16 protein-coding genes are annotated in these 20421 nt (G+C 45.7%); 8 read left to right on the top strand and 8 right to left on the bottom strand.

Annotated features, from left to right (window positions below; translation table 11 throughout):
- Window positions 1-108: 108 nt before the first annotated feature.
- Both upp and K0O23_RS14860 read right to left on the bottom strand, forming a co-directional pair.
- Entirely contained in the window at window positions 109-765 is a 657-nt protein-coding gene (gene upp / locus K0O23_RS14865; RefSeq protein ID WP_219878227.1) for a uracil phosphoribosyltransferase, read from the bottom strand.
- The gene (locus tag K0O23_RS14860; protein WP_219878226.1) at window positions 738-1682 is read right to left on the bottom strand and encodes a GNAT family N-acetyltransferase; all 945 of its coding nucleotides are present in this window, start codon (window positions 1680-1682) and stop codon (window positions 738-740) included. Before K0O23_RS14860 ends, upp begins: the two co-directional genes overlap by 28 nt.
- A gap of 117 nt (window positions 1683-1799) precedes the next feature.
- On the opposite strand from K0O23_RS14860, the gene K0O23_RS14855 reads away from it, so the two are divergent.
- From K0O23_RS14855 to K0O23_RS14820, 8 genes are all read left to right on the top strand, one after another.
- Window positions 1800-3473: a hypothetical protein gene (locus tag K0O23_RS14855; RefSeq protein WP_219878225.1), complete on the top strand. Its 1674-nt coding sequence runs from the start codon at window positions 1800-1802 to the stop codon at window positions 3471-3473.
- A gap of 243 nt (window positions 3474-3716) precedes the next feature.
- Entirely contained in the window at window positions 3717-5555 is a 1839-nt protein-coding gene (locus tag K0O23_RS14850) for an ABC transporter ATP-binding protein (protein ID WP_219878224.1), read from the top strand.
- A gap of 129 nt (window positions 5556-5684) precedes the next feature.
- Complete coding sequence (locus K0O23_RS14845; RefSeq protein WP_219878223.1) at window positions 5685-6035, top strand: hypothetical protein; 351 nt, start codon at window positions 5685-5687, stop codon at window positions 6033-6035.
- Window positions 6032-6607 carry a D-sedoheptulose 7-phosphate isomerase gene (gene lpcA / locus K0O23_RS14840; RefSeq protein WP_219878222.1) on the top strand — a complete coding sequence of 192 codons (576 nt, stop codon included), beginning with the start codon at window positions 6032-6034 and terminating at the stop codon, window positions 6605-6607. The genes K0O23_RS14845 and lpcA overlap by 4 nt, the downstream gene beginning before the upstream one ends.
- 316 nt (window positions 6608-6923) lie before the next feature.
- Complete coding sequence (locus K0O23_RS14835) at window positions 6924-8462, top strand: YifB family Mg chelatase-like AAA ATPase (RefSeq protein ID WP_219878221.1); 1539 nt, start codon at window positions 6924-6926, stop codon at window positions 8460-8462.
- Between the two features lie 235 nt (window positions 8463-8697).
- A complete protein-coding gene (locus tag K0O23_RS14830; RefSeq protein ID WP_219878220.1) occupies window positions 8698-9285 on the top strand; it encodes a porin family protein in 588 nt (195 codons plus the stop codon).
- Between the two features lie 432 nt (window positions 9286-9717).
- Entirely contained in the window at window positions 9718-10386 is a 669-nt protein-coding gene (locus K0O23_RS14825; RefSeq protein WP_219878219.1) for a porin family protein, read from the top strand.
- 133 nt (window positions 10387-10519) lie between these two features.
- Window positions 10520-11164: a porin family protein gene (locus K0O23_RS14820; RefSeq protein WP_219878218.1), complete on the top strand. Its 645-nt coding sequence runs from the start codon at window positions 10520-10522 to the stop codon at window positions 11162-11164.
- A 67-nt stretch (window positions 11165-11231) separates the two neighbouring features.
- On the opposite strand, the gene K0O23_RS14815 is transcribed toward K0O23_RS14820, so the two are convergent.
- The 6 genes from K0O23_RS14815 to tpiA form a co-directional block, all read right to left on the bottom strand.
- Window positions 11232-12593, bottom strand: coding sequence for a dipeptidase (locus tag K0O23_RS14815; protein ID WP_219878247.1), 1362 nt, complete (start codon window positions 12591-12593; stop codon window positions 11232-11234).
- Between the two features lie 99 nt (window positions 12594-12692).
- On the bottom strand, window positions 12693-13340 hold the full coding sequence (gene plsY, locus K0O23_RS14810; protein WP_219878217.1) for a glycerol-3-phosphate 1-O-acyltransferase PlsY: 648 nt from the start codon (window positions 13338-13340) through the stop codon (window positions 12693-12695).
- Window positions 13341-13512: 172 nt separating this feature from the next.
- The gene (locus K0O23_RS14805) at window positions 13513-18288 is read right to left on the bottom strand and encodes a hypothetical protein (RefSeq protein ID WP_219878216.1); all 4776 of its coding nucleotides are present in this window, start codon (window positions 18286-18288) and stop codon (window positions 13513-13515) included.
- A 16-nt stretch (window positions 18289-18304) separates the two neighbouring features.
- Window positions 18305-19135, bottom strand: coding sequence for a 50S ribosomal protein L11 methyltransferase (prmA, locus tag K0O23_RS14800; RefSeq protein WP_219878215.1), 831 nt, complete (start codon window positions 19133-19135; stop codon window positions 18305-18307).
- A 7-nt stretch (window positions 19136-19142) separates the two neighbouring features.
- Window positions 19143-19517, bottom strand: coding sequence for a DUF6150 family protein (locus tag K0O23_RS14795; protein ID WP_219878214.1), 375 nt, complete (start codon window positions 19515-19517; stop codon window positions 19143-19145).
- 92 nt (window positions 19518-19609) lie between these two features.
- Window positions 19610-20371, bottom strand: coding sequence for a triose-phosphate isomerase (tpiA, locus tag K0O23_RS14790; protein ID WP_219878213.1), 762 nt, complete (start codon window positions 20369-20371; stop codon window positions 19610-19612).
- Window positions 20372-20421: the final 50 nt, after the last annotated feature.

The raw sequence follows: 20421 nt of genomic DNA, 5'->3' as shown, positions 1-20421 counted from the left end.
TGGCTCAATTAAAAGATAAGTATAGCAGCGATATGTTTCGGGCCGGCCGGAATTTTGTGCTCCTACAACTGCTGTAGCACACTACAATTTTACTTTGGCAAATCTGTGCTAGATTTTCGGGCCAAATGCCAGGTCGCCGGCATCGCCTAAGCCGGGCACAATGTATGATTTCTCGTTCAGCTTCTGATCTAACGCGCCCAGCCATATGTTGGCTTCCGGTATTTCCTGTTGTATATATGCGAGCCCCTCCGGAGCGGCTATGGCAGCAGCAATGTGCACTTGTACCGGCTTACCGTGCTTTAACATGCCTTTATAAGACTTTACTAAAGACCTACCGGTTGCCAGCATAGGGTCAGCCAGAATAAGTATCTTATCATGCAGATCGGTAGAGGCCAGGTACTCCATGTTTATCTGCAGCTCTGTGTTCTCCTCCTCCACCCGGTAAGCGCCAACAAATGTGCTATAAGCTTTATCAAAATAATTCAGCATACCCTGGTACATCGGCAGGCCAGCCCTAAGTATTGTTGCTAATACCGGTTGATCTGCCAGCAACAGGGTTTCGGTTTCGGCGAGTGGTGTTGTTATGTTTACAGCCTTATAGGGCAAAGTCTTAGATATTTCGTAAGCCAGCAACTCCCCGATCCGCTCCAGGTTTCTTCGGAATCGCAGGCTGTCGCCTTGCACGTGTATGTTGCGCAGCTCTGCCACATAGTGGTTGGCCAGCGAGGGCTTTTCTGTTAAGATGTAGAGATTGCTTCTTTCCATTTTAGATACCAAGGCGTGTGTTGTCGTGTTAAAGATAAATAGGTTACGGGTTCGGCACCAAAGTTTGCGTAAAATTTAGCCACTGATGGCGCCATACTCCCTTCAAAGTCAAAAATATAGTTCCTGCCTGCATACCTTCTGATCACACTATCTATTAGTAAGGTCATGGCTGCGGTACGCCTGCCCTCTTCGCTGGCCCCGGAAAGCAAGAAAATGATCTTGCCAGGCTGACGTGCAAAAAAGGCAGCTGCAATAGCTTCACCGGCATCGTTTACTACTTGCCACAGCTCTGCCGCATTATGCTTTTTTAGCACCTCATGCATTTTAACCAACAGCCGGTAGTGCTTTTCTTTTATCTCGGTAAGCTCTTTGCCTTTAGTAGATCGGAACAATTGTATCATTGTCTCTATGTTATCAAGCGGCTTTACTTCTATTCCGCTGCGCTGCGCTTTATTTAACTTGTGCCGGTTTTTGTAGTTTTTCAGCAGTTCTTCGTAAGGCGGCAGCAACGACAGGTGATAGTTTATGCGTTCTCCAAATGCTAACTCCGATGTGTTATACTTTATACTTTCTGTGTTATCAGTATTAAGCTGCAAGTATATACTTTTATACTTGGCAGGTATAAGCTGCAAGTAATCGTTTATATTTTTATACTTGCTTTGCGCTGTGGTAAACAAACCCAACTGTTGTGTAAAGTATGGCTGCAAAACACCAACCTGCCCATAGCGCCGGCCAAGGGGCAACGGGAAAACCGAAATATACTTTCCTGTTTCATCTTCCTCTACTACGGCATCCCAACGCTTACAAACAGTATCTAGGAACCACGAAAAGGCATAGATCATACGTTCGGCAGACGCCTTTACACAATCATCCCAGTTTTTTTCGTTTATCTCGTGGTGTGGCAGGTAGCGCAACATCAGGCTTTAATAGTTTATCTGCCTGCTAAAGTATAAATTCGGCGTGTGTTTACAGAACAATATTTTCATAAAAGAGTACATTCGCATTTTAAAAGCTTCTTTTTTCCAAACCTTCCTATGACGAGAAGTATACTTTGTGCTTTAACCATTGCACTACTCTCAGGATTTGCCGCACAGGCACAGGACGTATATGTTCCTTATAACCGCGACGTTTACCATTGGATAGACCGCAACCAGATAAAGTACGGCGACCAGCTGCCATCGCTTCAAACAGCTGTTCGTCCTTTTGGCAGGCAGGATGTGGCTGAGCTGGCCGAGATAAGTGCACGAAATGCCCGCACAACTGTTGACGAATTTAACGCCACTTATCTGCTACGCGATAACTGGAACTATACAGACCAGGAAAACAATGAAAGCGACAGGCCAATCCTGAAATACTTTTATCAGAACAAGACAGACCTTTACCACTACGAAAGCAACGACTTTACCCTGCGCGTAAACCCGGTACTGCACCTGGAGATCGGCCACGATAACCAGACAGACGGCATACGCTATGTAAATACGCGCGGCCTGCAAATAGAAGGCTCTATAGATGAAAGGTTCGGTTTTTATACTTTTATAGGTGAGAACCAAGCCCGCTTCCCGGGTTATGTGAATGACCGCATACGGCGCGATGGTGTGGTGCCGCACGAAGGTTTCTGGAAAGGATTCAAAGAAGGTGGCTACGACTTCATTACCGCGCGAGGTTACCTGAACTACGCCCTGAGCAAACATGTAGAGATACAGCTTGGCCACGACCGCCACTTTATTGGCGATGGTTACCGCTCTCTGGTATACTCTGACTATGCACCTCCGGCCTTTTTCCTGAAGCTGAACACACGCGTTTGGAAACTCCATTACATGAACCTGTTCCAGGAACTTACCTCTGAGTTCAGGAGAGGCGGCGGCGACAGGCTGTTACCCAAAAAGTATATGGCCTTGCACCGTTTAGGCCTTAACGTGACGGATAACCTGAACATCGGTGTTTTTGAGCAGATCGTTTTTGCCCGCGATAAAGGCCGTTTTGAGCTACAGTACCTAAATCCGGTTATCTTTTACAGAGCCATTGAGCAGGCGCTGGGCAGCGAGGACAATGCCATGCTGGGAGCCGATTTCCGCTGGAACATTTATAACCGCGTGCAACTTTACGGACAACTGCAGTTAGATGAGTTTAAACTGGATGAGGTAAAAAGCGGCAATGGTTGGTGGGCCAACAAACAGGCGGGTCAGCTAGGTGCCAAGTATATAGATGCTTTTGGCCTGAGCAACCTGGACCTGCAGGGCGAAGTGAACATTATAAGGCCTTATACTTACCAACACCGCAGTTCAGTAACAAACTATCAGCACTACCGCCAGCCGCTGGCGCACCCCATGGGAGCAAACCTGGCAGAGTTTATAGGCATTATCCATTACCAGCCTATACCGCGCCTGATGCTGACAGGCAAAGCCATTGCCACACGCTTTGGCCAGGATATTATTGCCGGCGGCGACACGCTTAACTATGGAGGCAACGTGCTTTTACCTTATACTACCCGCGTTTCCAATTACGGCAACGAAATTGCGCAGGGCATTACCACCAACCAACTCCACCTTGACCTGACAGCTACTTTCCAGCTTCGCCACAATGTTTTCGTGGATCTCAAAGGCATACTTCGCAGAACAGATGCAGAGGAGAATATATTGGACAAGAACACCACCTTCGCCTCTTTTGCCTTAAGATGGAACATTCCGCAGCGATTGCATGAGTTTTAAAGCACAGCAAGTATAAATACATTAACAAAGAGGTAGGAAGGAAACTTTCTACCTCTTTACTTTTCTACCTTTCTACCTTTTATTAAGTATCTTTGCGCCGGAAACGGAGACGCTTCTTCTATTTTACTTAAGTATAACAAAATCAGAATATTTACTGCAGCAGGACCTTCTGCTGTGGAATAAGTTGCAGGCTGGCACTGATGGCATTGTGCAAGAGACCAGACCGCAACAAAACACAGACCAATGAAGACATACCTTCGCATACTTCAGTTTGCCAAACCCTACAGCAGGTTTGTACCGCTTTACACCATATACACGGTGCTTGGCATCATCTTCGGCATTTTTAATTTCACGCTGATCATCCCATTGCTTAACGTACTTTTTGCGCAGGTAGGCTCCGACGAAGCTGCTAACATGGTAACGCAGCGTCCTGAATTTAGCTTTAACCTAAGCTTCTTTACCGATTTCTTTAATTACTATTTCGGGCAGGTTATACTAGAGCATGGCCGCGAGGGGGCATTGCTTTTTGTGTGTATCATTGTTATCGTGTCCATTTTCCTGGCAAACCTATTCCGATACCTTGCTTTCAGAATTGTAGGCGAGTTGCGGGCACATGTGGTAAAGAAAATGCGCCATGCTATTTATGAGCGCGTAACACAACTACACTTAGGCTACTTCTCCAACGAGCGTAAAGGTGACCTGATGACCCGCCTGACAGTAGACATACAAGAAGTGGAGAGTTCGGTAGTAAGTACACTAACAACGGTTATCAGGGAACCTATTGCCATCATCGCTTTTTTTGCCGTGCTCTTTACGATGTCGTTTAAGCTAACGCTGTTCACGCTTATACTTTTGCCGTTGTCGGGAGGCATTATTGCAGGTATTTCTAAACGCTTAAAACGCAAGGCGCAGCAGGGCCAGGATTCCCTTAGCTTTATACTTACCATTATAGATGAGACCCTGAGTGGCATGCGTGTGATAAAAGCATTCAACGCTGAGCCATTTATACTTAACAAGTTTCACGATCAGAACAACCGCTACGCCCGAATTCAGCGCTCTATTGCGCACAAGCGCGACCTTGCTTCGCCGCTATCTGAGTTTTTAGGTGTAACCGTAGTAGCAGGCCTTTTATACTATGGCGGTAACCTGGTACTAAATCAGCAGTCAGAATTATCACCTGCCGAGTTTATTACTTACATTATACTTTTCTCGCAGGTGTTGGTGCCAGCTAAAGCCATGTCGGCGTCATTCAGTAACATACAGCGCGGCCTGGTTTCCGGCGACAGAGTGCTGCAGGTAATCGACACAGAGCCTCTTATAAATAATAAGCCGGACGCAAAGGTGTTGCCGGAGTTCAGGCATGAGTTGGAGTTTGTGGATGTAAGCTTTGGCTACGGCGACAAACCAATCCTAAAAGGCATTAACTTCACCATCGAGAAGGGTAAAACAGTGGCACTGGTTGGACCATCTGGTGGAGGTAAATCTACCTTAGCTGACCTGATACCGCGCTTCTACGACCCAACTGCCGGTGCTATACTCATAGATGGCCATGACATCCGAAATTATACAATGGAGTCGGTACGAGACAAAATGGGAGTGGTAACGCAAGAGTCTATACTTTTCAACGACACCATTTTTAACAACATCGCTTTTAACAAAACCGATGCTACACTGGAGGAGGTAATGGCGGCTGCCAGGATCGCCAATGCCCACGAATTTATCATGAACACCGAAGATGGCTATCACACGGTGATCGGCGACAGAGGCGGCAAGCTTTCCGGGGGACAGCGGCAACGCTTAAGTATAGCACGCGCCATACTTAAAAACCCTCCTATACTTATACTCGACGAAGCCACCTCAGCGCTGGACACCGAATCGGAGAAACTGGTACAGGAAGCGCTCACCAACCTGATGAAGAACCGTACCTCTATTGTGATTGCGCATAGGTTAAGTACTATTCAGCATGCCGACGAGATTTTGGTACTTCAGGAAGGGCGCATTATAGAGCGCGGAACCCACGAAGAATTGCAGCAAAACAGCGGTCTTTATGCTAAGTTAACACAGATGCAGCTTACCACATAACGGTTAAATAGTATTATTTATAAACTAACAATGGGCATATCAATGAACTAACAGTAAACATTACAAAATAACCATATTTAATTTGTAGATTTAAGCAAACGTGTTGTTGTACTTAAAACCACATAAAACATGAAAGTGCTTAAAGCTATTCTTGAGTTATCTGTAATCGGATATGTTGTGTTTACAGCTTTACTACTCGCAACTGTACTTAACGAAAACACAATATTTGATATCCAAACCGAAGCGCAGGTACTTTTACTGTACAAAGCCATCGTTGCAGTCGGTGGTGTGCTAATGCTGGCAAAGCTACTGGTATCGCGCCTTTACGTAGCCGACCTGAAGCACGAACAGCATCTGGCACAACTTAAGATAAATGAGTTAAAAGCTGACCTTTACGAAAAGCGTCAGGCATTCAGGAGCAACAGTTACAAGCCCCAGCCCGAAGAGGAGCACGAGGTAGAATATTTAAAACAAGCATGACCGCTAAAACCATACTGGCAGAGTTAACGCAGGCACAGGAAGTGCTCAGCGCCTTTTTATCAGAATCTAAAAATATTGCCGCCATCGAGTTGGCTGCAGATGCCATGGCGGCAGCTGTGCAACAAGGCGGGAAAATACTAAGCTGCGGCAACGGAGGCTCTATGTGCGATGCCATGCACTTTGCCGAAGAGCTTACAGGCCGCTACCGCGAAGACAGAAAGGCTATACCCGCTATCTCCATCTCCGATGTAAGTCACATGAGCTGCGTAGGCAACGACTACGGCTACGACTTTGTGTTCTCACGCTACATAGAAGCACTTGGCAACAACGGTGATGTTTTGCTGGCTATTAGTACCAGCGGCAACTCAGGCAACGTGCTTAAAGCTGCAGAGGCAGCAAAGGCAAAAGGCATGAAAGTAATAGGCTTAACTGGAAAAGATGGTGGCAAACTGGCACCGCTCTGTGATGTAGAGATACGCGTACCTCACTTCGGCTTTGCAGATCGTGTTCAGGAGATTCATATTAAGGTGATCCACATACTTATACTTTTGCTAGAGCAGAAGTTAGTGTAAACAGCGGCTGATACAACAGTCCTATTATACTTTACCTCAAGCCATGGCAGTAGCCATGGCTTCTTGCTTTAAAGCAAGAAGCTTTGAGCTTTATGCACTTAGCGACTTCTTCGCGTTCATTGCGGTTTAATTGAAACGCAAAGGGCACAAAGGCTACCGCAGGGAACGCTAAAGCTAAACCTCCATCCTACCAAAATGCCTTTGAGATGACAGGCTGGACTGTAGTGGTTTAGTTAATTTATACTTTTAAAGTATAGCACGGAATTAAATGCCTTGCTCGGGTGTTCCGCATCAAAATAATACAATCATAGAAAGCATGTTGATCAAGACGTACGGCAGCGCCGTTCAAGGTGTTAATGCCTATACCATTACCATAGAAGTTAATGTAAGTGCAGGTACTAAATATGTGTTGGTAGGGCTACCAGACAATGCCGTTAAAGAAGGCGAACTGCGTATCGAGTCGGCATTAAAGCAGTGTGGCTACAAAAGGCCGCGCCAAAAAGTAGTGATCAACATGGCCCCTGCTGATATCCGGAAAGAAGGCTCTGCTTACGACCTGCCCATAGCTATGGGGTTATTGGCAGCATCAGGCCAGATAAACCAGGATAAAGTTTCGCAGTACATGATAATGGGAGAACTGTCGCTGGATGGTTCGCTCCGGCCAATCAAAGGTGTACTGCCCATTGCTATACAGGCCCGCAAAGAAGGCTTTAAAGGCATCATACTTCCGGTACAAAACGCTCAGGAAGCTGCCATTGTAAACAACCTGGAAGTAATAGGCGTGGGCAACATTCTGGAGGCCATTGAGTTTCTGGACGGCCACCGTGACATACAGCCGCTGGTTATCGATACCCGCGAAGTTTTCCAGAATACTGTGGACCAATACGCAGCCGATTTTGCCGATGTGCAGGGCCAGGAAAACATAAAGCGAGCTTTGGAGATTGCTGCAGCCGGCGGACATAACGTGATCATGATCGGACCTCCGGGTGCTGGTAAAACCATGCTGGCCAAACGCCTGCCTTCTGTTCTTCCTCCACTTTCTATGCACGAAGCCCTGGAAACAACCAAAATACATTCTGTGGCAGGCAAGTTAGGTGAAGCAGCCTCTTTATTAACCACACGTCCTTACCGCTCACCGCATCATACAATTTCAGATGTTGCACTAGTAGGAGGAGGTGGTATTCCGCAACCCGGAGAGATATCGCTGGCACACAATGGCGTTCTTTTCCTGGATGAGTTGCCTGAATTTAAGCGCACCGTGCTGGAGGTAATGCGACAGCCTTTGGAAGAGCGCCGAGTGACCATCTCAAGGGCAAAAACAAGCCTCGAGTTTCCGGCAAATTTTATGCTGATAGCAAGTATGAATCCTTGTCCGTGCGGCTATTACAACCATCCCGAGAAAGAATGTGTGTGCGGCCCCGGTGTAGTACAGCGCTACCTGAACAAAGTAAGTGGCCCCCTGCTGGACCGTATAGACCTGCACGTAGAAGTAACGCCTGTTACCTTTGATGAGATGACAGCTACCAGAAAAGCAGAAGAAAGCGCCACAGTACGGGAACGTGTAATGCAGGCCCGCGACAAACAAATTGATCGTTTTAAAGAAGTGCCGCAGATACACTCCAATGCCATGATGCCTTCGCAAATGGTAAAAGAAATATGCCAGATAAACGATGCCGGACGCACACTATTAAAAACAGCCATGGAAAGATTAGGGCTTTCAGCCAGAGCCTATGACCGCATCTTAAAAGTAAGCCGTACCATTGCAGATTTGGCTGACAGCCAGGATATTAAAATTGAACATTTAGCAGAAGCGATACAATATAGAAGTTTAGATAGAGAAGGTTGGGCGGGTTAAACTAATCCAATGTTACCATACTGTTAAATAACTATTTATCCATATTAGGCGGCAATTTGTGCCGCCTTTTTTTATACTAACTTTTGATTGCCCTTTATCCCTGGTGCAAGTTTACCTCCTCATAAATATCTCGCTGTTTTATACTTTTTACAGAACTGTGCGTAATAGAGGCAAGCATTTAGAAAATATTTAACCCAAATGCAAAGTATAATTTTTACTAACGCAATTTTAAATTATGAAAAAGACCCTAATATTATTTCTGCTTGCCTTAACAACAATTACGGCACAGGCACAAATGCAAGCCCCTGCATTGGGTATCAGAGCAGGTGCCAATTACTCAGGATTCTCTGGCGATAACGCCGATAACTTAGATAGAATGTTTGGCTTTCATGCCGGTATAACTTCGCAGTTTTACCTAACAAGCGATAACTTTTTTGCAATACAACCAGAGTTATTGTTCTCTACCAAAGGAGCAGAATCTAAAGACGATAACACGAAGTGGAAGATCAGTTATTTGGATGTACCTGTGCTGGCACGCGTAAATGCAGGACCGCTATATTTTGAAGGAGGCCCTCAGGCATCATTCCGTGTAGGCGGCGACATTGAGGTAGGCGGAAACAATGTTGTTGACGACCTGGACATGTTCAAGAGAACCAGTTTTGGTTATGCTGCCGGTATTGGCCTGGCCACTCCACTTGGTGTAAGTGTTGGTGTAAGATATAATGGAGATATTTCAAAACTATATGACGACGATAGCGTTTCAGATGCAAGGAACAACGTATTTATGTTAACGCTGGCATACATGTTTGGCGGCAGCAGATAATAGTGTATTGTCTTTAGTATAAAATATAAACTATGGAATGAAGAGCCCTGCCAATGCGGGGCTTTTCTGTTTAGTATGTTCAGAAACATAATTTACTAAAGCAGCAAACTGCTTTCAGTTCACTCATGCATTTTACAGGCAAGGCTTATACATCTCAAACATTCAAGACACCCTAACATGCATCTACCCAAACTGTTATATAGTTATCAAAAATATTTTAGCAGTATATATAGGCTAATTCTATACTTTTGGCCTGCTTGTTGCTAAGTGCTAAAGTGCATGCAAGGGTTGCAAACGCCTTTAAAACTTTAGTCTCTAAAATTCAGGCGTTTGCAACCATAGTTTAAAATTTGTACTAAAATTTAAATCTAAAAGTATCCAGTTAACCGTATACTGCTCGTTTAAAAGAGCGTATCAAACATTTTTATGATTATGAAGAAGTTATTATTTGTATTCGTTTTTGCACTTGCGAGCATATCATTTGCCCAGGCGCAGTCATTTGGTATCCGCGGTGGTGCCAATATTTCTAACTTATCCGGCGATTTACGCGATGAGGATAGATTTGAGAACAAAGTAGGGTTTCATGCCGGTGCCACGCTTAACTTTGGCATCGCGGGAGATTTCTTCTCCATTCAGCCAGAATTGCTATACTCTAACAAAGGATTTAAGAACAGCGATGAGGTTTATACTACCCTTACACTACAGCAAAGAAGACGCGAAGGCAAAGTAAATTATAACTACCTGGATCTGCCAATATTAGCAAAGATCAAAGCTGGCCCGTTATACTTTGAGGCTGGCCCACAGGCGAGTTATCTATTAAGCGTAAACAACGAAACCAAGACCTATGATTCTAACGGCACGCTAATTACAAGCACCCGCGATGAGAAAAGTAAAGAAGGATTAACTGATCTGGAGCTTGGTTATGCTGCAGGTATTGGTTTGGCAGCCAAAAATGGTATCAGCTTTGGCGTTCGTTACAATGGCAGCTTTACAGACTTTGCCAAAGACGCACCAAACGATTACTTTGACGGCGACCTTGCCAACGCACGCCACTCAACTATTATGGTTACATTAGGATTTACAATTCCTTCTGCTAAGTAATTAAGTATAATCTATACTTTAAAAGCCAGCCTTACCGATGTAGGGCTGGCTTTTTTATTTGGCACCAGACCCAGCCAACAAATTTATACTTGCGTTAGTAAAACATAATAGCCCGTCCATTTAACTGTATACTATGAAAAAGACATCTCTACTTCTGTTATTTATACTTTTAACTGCGCAATTAGTCCAGGCTCAATTTATCCGGTTTGGCGCTAAAGCTGGAGCTGGCTTTACCCGAGCCTATGGTGACGACGGTTCATCAGATGTTATCAATTCGCTGGCAGGATTTCATGGCGGTTTAATTGGCAGCTATGAGTTTGTGTCGAGGCTGGCGGTACAGGCAGAGTTACTCTACGACCAGAAAGGTTTTACTTACGACGGCTACCCCATAAACCCTACAGAAGCACTTATAGATGATCACCGCCTGCACTATATTACTTTACCCTTGATGCTGAAAATACAGAAAGGCGGCTTATTTGCCCAGGGTGGTCCTTATGTAGGCTATCTTTTAGCAGAAACCACCAAAGTAAACATCATAGATCTTGCAGAGGCCAACGAACCTGAACCTACCATACTAGCTGACTACCCCTTAAGTTTAAATGACTTTGAAAGATGGGATTACGGTTATACCGTTGGAGTCGGGATACAGCTTGATAGCGGCTTATTTATGAGTGTGCACAACTTCGGCGGTTTTAAGTCTTTTTCTAAAGAGCTGGATCAGAAGAACTTTGGGTTTAAGCTTAGTGTCGGTTATTTGCTGGCACCACGGCTTCCGTAATCTCATATAAAGCAGAAGAACCGGCGTGAATCACCGGGCCTTCTACTTTTTTATACATTTATACTTCTTACTTCTTCATCTCTGCAAAATGCTTATAGAACATCGGTATAGTTTCGATGCCTTTCATATAGTTAAAGATGCCAAAGTGCTCATTCGGTGAGTGTATAGCATCCGAATCAAGTCCAAAGCCCATCAGCACAGAATCAAGGCCAAGCTCAGATTTAAACATGGCCACAATCGGAATAGAGCCGCCACTACGCACAGGAATTGGCTTAACACCAAATGTATCTTCGTAGGCTTTAGCAGCTGCCTGGTAAGCAATAGAATCAGTTGGTGTAACAACAGGTTCGCCGCCGTGGTGTGGTTTTACCTCTACTTTTACGCTTGCCGGAGCTATACTTTCAAAGTGCTTCTTGAATTTCTCTGTGATTTCTTCCGATGTTTGGTTAGGTACCAGTCGCATCGAGATCTTAGCAAAAGCTTTAGAAGGAATTACAGTTTTAGCGCCTTCACCAGTATAGCCACCCCAAATGCCGTTTACATCCAGCGTAGGACGAATAGAATTACGCTCCATGGTTACATAGCCAGCTTCGCCGTGTACATCACCTAAGTCAAGGGCTTTTTTATACTTGTCCAGGTCAAAAGGGGCACGGGCCATTTCTGCACGCTCTTCCTGGCTTAGCTCCTGCACGTTGTCGTAAAAACCTGGTATAGTAATGTGGTTGTTCTCGTCGTGCAGCGAGGCGATCATCTGGCAAAGTATGTTTATCGGGTTTGCTACAGCACCACCGTATAAACCAGAGTGCAAATCACGGTTAGGGCCGGTAACCTCTACCTCTACATAGCTTAAGCCCCGCAGGCCAGCTGTAATAGAAGGAGTATCGTTGCCCAGCATGCCGGTATCCGATATCAGGATCACATCGCCCTTTAGCCTGTCTTTATTTTCTTTAACAAACGTAGCCAGGTTTACAGAGCCAACTTCCTCTTCCCCTTCGATCATGAACTTAACGTTACAAGCCAGTGTGCCGGTTTTCATCATCGCCTCAAAAGCTTTCACATGCATGTACATCTGGCCTTTATCGTCGCAGGCACCGCGTGCGTAAATCTTTCCGTCTTTAATAACCGGCTCAAATGGTGGCGAGGTCCAAAGTTCGTAGGGGTCAGCTGGCTGCACATCGTAATGGCCGTAAACGATAACAGTTGGCAGACTTGGATCTACTATTTTCTCGCCATATACCACAGGGTTTCCAGCTGTCTCTACCAGTTCTACATTGTCTGCACCTGCATCTATCAGGCGCTGCTTCACAAACTCCGCTGTGCGCATTACATCCTGCTTAAATTTGGCATCGGCGCTTACAGACGGTATGCGAAGCATATCCAGCAACTCGTTTATAAAACGGTCTTTGTTCTCGTTGATATATTGGTTTATCATAGTTAGTGGTTACGTTTTGGTTTTGACTTAAAGTTACAAAAAAAAGCCACCCTTGCAGTAAAGGATGGCTTCTTCGCATATTTTATACTTGGTTACTTATTTTTTTCGCCCAATGCCAATATTAGCCTTGCTTTCTTCACCGGCAATCAAACGGTTGATGTTTTTGCGGTGCGTTAAAACCACAACGGCAAAAAGCACAAAGCCAAATATGATCAAAATCGGGTTATCCGGATGAAAGCGTGGATGCAACAGCAGTAGCATCGGGAAAGCCAATGCTGCGATCATAGACCCCAGCGATACATAGCGCGAGGTAAACAGCACGACCACAAAGATCACCATACAAACCAAAGCAACCTCTGGCTGAATGGCCAGCATCATACCTAAAAGTGTAGCAACGCCTTTACCGCCCTTAAAACGCTCGTAAACCGGGAATATATGCCCTACTACAGCTAAAGCACCAAACAGCAGTTGGAAAATTACCAGGTTACTAGCAGGTATGGCATCAAAAATAATCAATAAGCCAGCTAAAGATGTAGCTGCCCAACCTTTAAAGATGTCGATCAGCATTACAACAGTGCCCGGCTTTTTGCCTAGTACCCTGAAAGTATTGGTGGCTCCGGAGTTCCCGCTGCCATGCTTTCTGATATCAATGCCATAATATGCTTTGCCCAACCAAACAGCTGTACAGATAGAACCGATCAAGTATGCAACTACGGCTAATGCCGCTATCAACAGAAAATTCATGTGTAATCAAATCTTTTATCCCGGGAAGGGTACCTTGTCACTGTACACCCTACCAATTTTATCCTATACGGTAGTTTAACAGAAACAAATCCAAATATAGGCAAAACTTAATTTAAACGCCAAAATCAAGTATCACACAAACTATATACGCCGTAATTATAGTTCCCGGTTATTAGTTGTTGTTCTCGCCGCCTTCTTCCTGTTCTTCATTTTTGCCTTTCTTGCGCTTCTTTTTCTTACTCTTGCCGTTATCTTCCTCTTCCTCAGAGAAGCCTACCGTGCTGGCTGGTTCGTTTATAGGCTGACCGGTTGCTATCTTAAAACCGTCTTCCCCGTTCAGGTAATTTTTGCGGAAGTGCTCCAGGAATGTGTTCTTGTCTATCTCGCCGCCTTCGTACACACCATAGCTGGAAGTAGAACCACGGCTGCCTTTCGATTTAGAGCGCACCTGCTTGTTAAGTTTCTCGTCGGCAGAGGCGATGGTAAGTGAATTCTCCAAGAAGCTGATGTAGTACCACGCGTAAGGGTTGGCCTGCAAGTATAAGGTAACAGCTGGTTCGCCATTCATATCCTGCCTTACTTCCAGGTAGCCGTTTAGCTGCGCATTAATATCTTCTTTCAGCATGCTGGCCACGCTTATCTTACCAACACTGTACCAGGCCTTTAGTTCGTTAGACCAACGCAGGTCTGCTTTATTGATAATGAGGCTACGCTCCAGCTTTTTTGATAGCTTAGGAAGCGGCACATACTCCATACTTGCACCATACTGCCTTGCTGCCTTGTCGCCGATAAACTCAGCTAGTTTATACAAGGTTGCATCGCTTTTATCCAGTGCTTCTCCTGCTCCGCCAACATTCTCTTTCAGCGATGAGGCCATGGCATTCAGAATGTTATTATGTGCCGACAGGTCAAAAGCCATAAAAGCATCTAGGTTGTAGCGGCTGCTGTCTACATTGGCATCTCCGCTGCCCGAAGTCTCAATGTTGAAGTTCTTCATCGGCTTCACCAGGTTCATTTTACCTTCAAACCTGATCGTATTGGAAGCCTCGTTGTAAAGCAGCATGTTTCCTTCATAAGACCCTTCGTAAGCACGGCCCTCTCTGCCCATCTTAAACTCTGTTTTCTGCTTGTTGTAAGACAAAAGCCCATCTACAGTAAACAAGTCGAGGTCTTCCTCATCCTGCTTTTTAGATACAAATGTGTTATAGAGCTTAGAACTGCCCCTGGATATGTGCAATCCTGTATGGAGCGGCGTACCGTCGGCGGTTTTCGGCTTCGTGATTGGGATACGAACGTTTGCCGGGTTCAGTGAGTCCTTTTTATATGAAAACCAGTCAGAGTCTGCTGGGTTGCCGGTAAAGTTAAGCTTAAGGTCACCTTCGAAGTCTAAATGCTCTTTTGGCGCGTGCATTACCACTTTACCGCGGTACAGGATCCTCGGGAAAATGTAAAACTGGCTCTGCTCATCTACGTTAGCTTCTGCAAACGTAAATATCGGTTTCTTTTTCTCACGCGGGTTACCGTATACATAGTTCGAGAAAGTCAGTTTAAATGAATCGGAGGCAGCGTTAAAATAATCGTGTACGGCTGTTCCTTTAAATGCTTTCCTGGACAGTACATCTATGTTACCGGCATACAATTTATGGTATTGCTGCAGTGTATCGGCAATTATTCTGGCGTTGCGTAGTGTCTTGATAGTAGCATCGGCGGCAACTGCTACATTACCGCTATCCGGCACTACATGCGCATCGCCTACGGTAATATATGGCACGCCGCCAGCAAGTATGGTATTGGCTTTAAGATCGTACTCGCCGCTGGCAGCTGCAAATTGCAAACCTTCCTGTTGCGGATGCTGCGAGTAAAACCAGTTCTTGTTGCCACTTTCATCGGCTTTAAGGCTTACGCGCTGCTTATTCATATCCCAGCGGGCACTGCTCATGGATGTGGTATACTGTGCTTTCGGGAATTCTATACTTGCGGCTCCTTTCACCTCACTCTCAAAATCAACCACACCTTTTACAAGGTCATACTCAAAAGCCATATCGCGGGCTTTGATCGCGGGGCGCCCCGCCACGTCAGATTTTGCGATCATGGTGGCATGGTTACCACTCAGGTTACGTTGCTTAAAGTGCAGTTGCGCAGAGGTTACGTTTGCCACGGGGTTATCTACAACGCCAGCGCCATATAAGCCAGTCGGCGACAGCTTAGCTATACCTTTAAAGGCAAACTCCTCCTTGTATACTTTCATCGGCTCATTCTGCGTCTGAATGTACATGGTATCGGCCTGCGGCAGCCAGTTCATGTGGTAATCTGTAACTTTTGCCACCGGGAACTGAGTACCACCCAAAGTGCCCTCGGCTATTACAGCAGTCTTACCCACTTTGGTAACAACTGCATTTTTATAGTAAGTATAAACCGGGGCCTGTAAAGTGGCTGTCAGGTAAGTTAATTTGCCCTTGCTTTGTATACCGCTGGAGCTCATCATAATGGTATCGTAAGCAATGCCTTTACCTTTAAAAGCTGCAAGGCCTTTTGCACCTGGCTGGTAATAAAAGCCCAGCGTCTCGTCCGGCATCATGATCAGCTTTGTTTTAATAGGCGGAAAAATGCCTCCGGAGTTAAAGGTGCCATCAAAACCAATCGTGTTTTTACCTGAGGCTAAGCTATCTAGTTTAAATGGTGGCATATCAAAGTATACCGTGCTATCGTAGGCGCCGCCGGCTACATCTGGCCTTGCGAAAGCTACCTGCGCTCCTACTGGTGCATCAAATTTAGGGTAATCGGCATAATACTCTTTACCGGATTTATTGTTTGGCTTGTTGATGTACAGTTTACCGGTTATAGAGCCACCCTTACCTGTCAGTACCTGGTCTGTTACTCCCCCGCCCTGCGATCTGCGCTGTCTCGACATTAGGGCAACTGTATCCAGCTTAGTCAGGTCGATGGAGAATTCGTCGTAGTTAAACTTAAACTTAGAGCCTTTAAAAGCAAGGCTGCTGGCAAAAACCTGCCCGTCAAATTCTATATCACGGTTTTTAAGTATGTGTACCTCGCTTTTGTTTGGAACGATGTACACACTTGCCGTATCGTTGTTAAATGATATCTTCTCTACACCGCGTACTGTTAACTTATTGTCTTCCAGGTTTAGCGTAGCGTTTCTGCCGGATGGCACCAATGATTTAATGATCAGATGATCGTAGTCATTTAGGTTGCGTGATGAGCGTACATAGTGCCATGCCTTTTCTTTCATCTCAATGTACTTTGATCCCGGATCGTAGCTGAGATAACCTGCATGCTGCATGGCCAGTGCTGCCTCTTGAATAGCTTTTTCGTTTAGCTTGGTAGATCTGGCTACATCAGAAACATAAAACCCATTACTTTTGGCTTTGGCTGCATACCCTATAAATACCTGCAGCGGGTGGAAAGGCGCAACACCTACCAGTTGCTGATAACGGTTATTAGAGTAATAATGCGAGGACTCTATCTGTACCGGCACCAGTGACTTTGAGTTGATAACGGAAAAATCGATGTCCTGCGAACGAAGATCCCAGTGCAGCCTTTCCGCGGTTATTTCCAGCTTATGGAATGTGTCGTAAAATGGTGTGCGTGCGTAAGGGCCTTTATCTTTAGTAAGGGTGAGCACTTGCTTCGGTTTAGAAAAGCGCAGCTGCATGGCCGGATGCGTCAGCGAGTCTTTTTGCTGGTAAATAGCTATCGAAGCCCGATTAGCCATAATAAGCGAGTCGTTTATAGTATAGTTGCGGGCCATAGAGCGGAACTTGCGTTCCCCGTTAGCAGACACGACAATCTCTGACAAGCTATTATCCAAAGGCCTGCTGCCTAACAGGTTGCCCTGCATCGAGAAGCCTCCTGTATAAGCAATGTTATCGCCTAAGGTCTTTAGCTTGGCATCGTTAGTAAATGTGGCAAACTTAGGATAAGGGTATTCGGCTGTTTTGCGTTTACCGCTGATCCATTCCATAGCACCATCAACGGGTGTTGCCAGAACAGACGGGTATGTTACAGTAACGTCTGGTGCTTTAAAACCGGCAAAGGAGGTGTTAAAGTTATACTTCCGTATCTCAGCAGAGGCCTGTGTGCCATCAGCCTGCCAATCAAACGTGCCCCCCTCGCCTACAAACATGTTGCTTGCAAGCATCAGCTGCCCGTTGGTTTTCTTTATCCCGGTAGAGTCCCAGGGCGTAACGAAGGTCAGGTTTACGTTCTCGAGCTTTAGAACAGGCCCGCTTACTTTGGGCTGCGCAGGTATAAACTGACGCTTTAAACTTTCTTTCCGGTTCTTTTCGGCTTTCTTCTTGTCTTCTTTTTTAGGAGTCGGTGTAACCGTGCCCCATCCATCATCTTCCAGCAGTTCTCCGTTTTCATTTACTTCATCGTCCCATGACGTTCCCCAGGCATCTTCTGTTTTATCATCGCCTGTTGGCTTGCTTGTGCCCTCGTATGCAAAGCTAAAACTGCCCCCGGAAGTATTTAACCTATAGTAGGTATTCTGGTAAATGCGGTTGCTCTTTAAGTATAAACTAGCCGTGTGCAGAAACGTTTCCAGGTGCTTCCCATCTTCATTTTGCACGGCCTTGGCTGTAACTTCCAGCATGTCGTCGAGTTGCTTGCCGCGCATGTTCTGGTTATTTACACCAGCCGTTACCATGGTAAAGAATTGCTCGTAGTGCGGGTTTACGCGCATACGCTTACGATACAGCCCCTGGGTTATGTCGATGATCTCTTTCTGCTGCTTAGTGGTAAGCGTACCGCTGTTCCAGACAGCTTCCAGATCAGCGCCAAGTTTTTCGGCATTCGACGCTTTACCCGTAATCAACATCGCTTTCACATCCGCCACAAAATCAGCAGGCTTCTCCGAAACTTTGGATTGGGCCTGCGCCGCCACTATCGATAAAAAAAAGAAGAAGGGTAAAAGTTTATGCCTCATAGCAGTATGGTTAAGGTTAGCTTGCTTTAAATATTGCTGACACCCAGTTGTTTTTAACCCGGTGCGAGATGTAATTGAGCCCAAGTTCAGTTGCACGCTGCTGTATAACAGGCAAGTCTTCTGTATAAAAACCGCTTAACAAAAGCCAGCCCTCTGGTATAAGCACAGCTTTGTAAGCTGGCATATCTTCTAACAGAACGTTTCTGTTGATATTGGCTAGTATAATATCGTAAGGCTTATCGCCTTCGATGGTCTCAGCACCGCCCAAGCGCACATCTATACTTCCGTAGCCATTTAATTCTGCATTTTCGCGGGCGTTTTCAACAGTCCAGTCTTCTATCTCTACGGCCACTATCTCTGCTGCGCCCAGTTCTCCGGCCATTATGGCAAGTATACCCGTACCGCAACCCATGTCCAGCACGCGTTTGCCCTGGTGGTCCAAGGCCAGCTGGTTCTCTATCATAAGCGTGGTAGTTTCGTGGTGACCCGTGCCAAAAGACATTTTCGGGTTGATCACGATATCATACTTCGCGATGGCCGGTTTCTCGTGAAAAGAGGCTCTTACCGAAACCTGCCCGCCGATGAACAGCGGCTCAAAGTTGCGTTCCCATTCCTCGTTCCAGTTCTGCCGCTCAATTTTTTGGGTAGTATAATCTACTTGTACAAGTGCTGCATAGCGTTGGAAAACCTCTTTCAGATCTTCTTCCGAGAACTTGTCCTCGTCTATGTATGCACTAAAACCGTCTTCTGTCTCCACAAAAGCGTCGAAGCCAAGCTCTCCGAGTTCGGCTGTAAGTATGTCCGCATAATCAGCGTCTACTTTAAGGGTTACTTCTATAAAATCCATATTTGTATTATTCGCGGCAAGCGGCAAACGATCGCACATTGGTAAAATGCACGGTAAAGTCTGCAAAGTTACGGTTGTCGGTTACATAAACTATGTGGTCGGCAAACGCTTTATTAGGTGTAAGATACCAAACTGCAGTAGCATCAGCAAATAGTTTATTGTTCTCCCGGTATACTACCATGTTGGCAAAAGCCTCCTCTTCGTTCAGGTAAACAGTGTGGGCAGCTGTGTTTTTATACTTTGGGTCGCGCTCCAGGTAAACCGCACCATAAATTTTACAGTAATCGCGGGCTGCAATTACTCTATTAACGGGAGCAGGAGCCTCTTCTGTCACAGAAAACAGCGGTAATAAGGCAAACCAAAGTGTAATCAGAATTTGCATACTTTAAAGATAGTTAAATTAACTATATGCCCTAACAAAAAAGGCTGCCAACTAATTGCGTCGGCAGCCTTTTTATACTTTAATTTTATTTTTTAGAAAGACTTGATGATGTCCGTAAAGTCACGGGACTTAAGCGATGCACCGCCAATCAGGCCACCATCCACATCTTCCTGGGCAAAAAGCTCTCTGGCATTGCCCGGGTTGCAGCTGCCGCCGTAAAGTATACTTGTGTTAAAGGCAGCCTCTGCATCGAACATTCTGGATAATTGCTCACGGATATAAGCGTGCATTTCCTGTGCCTGCTGGCTGCTGGCTGTGCGGCCTGTACCAATAGCCCAGATCGGCTCATAAGCCACTGTTACCTGGTCAAACTCTTCATTGCTTAAATAAGAAAGGCTATCGTGGAGTTGCTTGCCCACATACTCAAAATGGTTGTCAGCGTCACGCTCTTCCAATGGTTCGCCGCAGCAGAAGATAGGCTTCAGGCCTTGTGCTATGGTTGCTTTTAGTTTTTTGTAAAGTGTCTGGGCATCTTCGTGGTGGTACATGCGGCGTTCGCTGTGGCCAATAATTACATACTCCGTACCAACCGACTTTAGCATACTTGCTGATACCTCGCCGGTAAACGCACCGCTGTCGTGTTCGCTTACGTTCTGGGCCGCCAGGTGCATCAGGTCGTTGCCTTGCGTTAGCTTACCTAAACTTTGCAGGAACGGAAATGGAGGAGCCACAATCACGGTCACATCGCCGTTTACTTCGTCTCTCACCATGTTATCGATCTCCGATACCAGCGAAAGTGCCTCCTCGTAGGTCTTGTTCATTTTCCAGTTTCCTGCAACTATACGTTTTCTCATGTTTTATACTTTGATGTTTGTTTTATACTTGACTTAGCTAGTACGGCAAG

This window comes from Pontibacter aydingkolensis (assembly GCF_019443125.1).
GTDB classification, from domain to species: Bacteria; Bacteroidota; Bacteroidia; order Cytophagales; family Hymenobacteraceae; genus Pontibacter; species Pontibacter aydingkolensis.
Note: the sequence above shows the minus strand (reverse complement) of the source record. Positions and strands in the feature narration are given on the sequence as shown.

Bases quoted from the DNA above. Each gene is read 5' to 3' on its own strand.
- prmA (WP_219878215.1), bottom strand. From the start codon at position 19,135: ATGGATTTTATAGAAGTAACCCTTAAAGTAGACGCTGATTATGCGGAC.
- K0O23_RS14845 (WP_219878223.1), top strand. From the start codon at position 5,685: ATGAAAGTGCTTAAAGCTATTCTTGAGTTATCTGTAATCGGATATGTT.
- K0O23_RS14795 (WP_219878214.1), bottom strand. From the start codon at position 19,517: ATGCAAATTCTGATTACACTTTGGTTTGCCTTATTACCGCTGTTTTCT.
- K0O23_RS14805 (WP_219878216.1), bottom strand. From the start codon at position 18,288: ATGAGGCATAAACTTTTACCCTTCTTCTTTTTTTTATCGATAGTGGCG.
- K0O23_RS14835 (WP_219878221.1), top strand. From the start codon at position 6,924: ATGTTGATCAAGACGTACGGCAGCGCCGTTCAAGGTGTTAATGCCTAT.
- K0O23_RS14820 (WP_219878218.1), top strand. From the start codon at position 10,520: ATGAAAAAGACATCTCTACTTCTGTTATTTATACTTTTAACTGCGCAA.
- K0O23_RS14855 (WP_219878225.1), top strand. From the start codon at position 1,800: ATGACGAGAAGTATACTTTGTGCTTTAACCATTGCACTACTCTCAGGA.
- upp (WP_219878227.1), bottom strand. From the start codon at position 765: ATGGAAAGAAGCAATCTCTACATCTTAACAGAAAAGCCCTCGCTGGCC.
- K0O23_RS14850 (WP_219878224.1), top strand. From the start codon at position 3,717: ATGAAGACATACCTTCGCATACTTCAGTTTGCCAAACCCTACAGCAGG.
- K0O23_RS14830 (WP_219878220.1), top strand. From the start codon at position 8,698: ATGAAAAAGACCCTAATATTATTTCTGCTTGCCTTAACAACAATTACG.
- lpcA (WP_219878222.1), top strand. From the start codon at position 6,032: ATGACCGCTAAAACCATACTGGCAGAGTTAACGCAGGCACAGGAAGTG.
- K0O23_RS14860 (WP_219878226.1), bottom strand. From the start codon at position 1,682: ATGTTGCGCTACCTGCCACACCACGAGATAAACGAAAAAAACTGGGAT.
- K0O23_RS14825 (WP_219878219.1), top strand. From the start codon at position 9,718: ATGAAGAAGTTATTATTTGTATTCGTTTTTGCACTTGCGAGCATATCA.
- tpiA (WP_219878213.1), bottom strand. From the start codon at position 20,371: ATGAGAAAACGTATAGTTGCAGGAAACTGGAAAATGAACAAGACCTAC.
- plsY (WP_219878217.1), bottom strand. From the start codon at position 13,340: ATGAATTTTCTGTTGATAGCGGCATTAGCCGTAGTTGCATACTTGATC.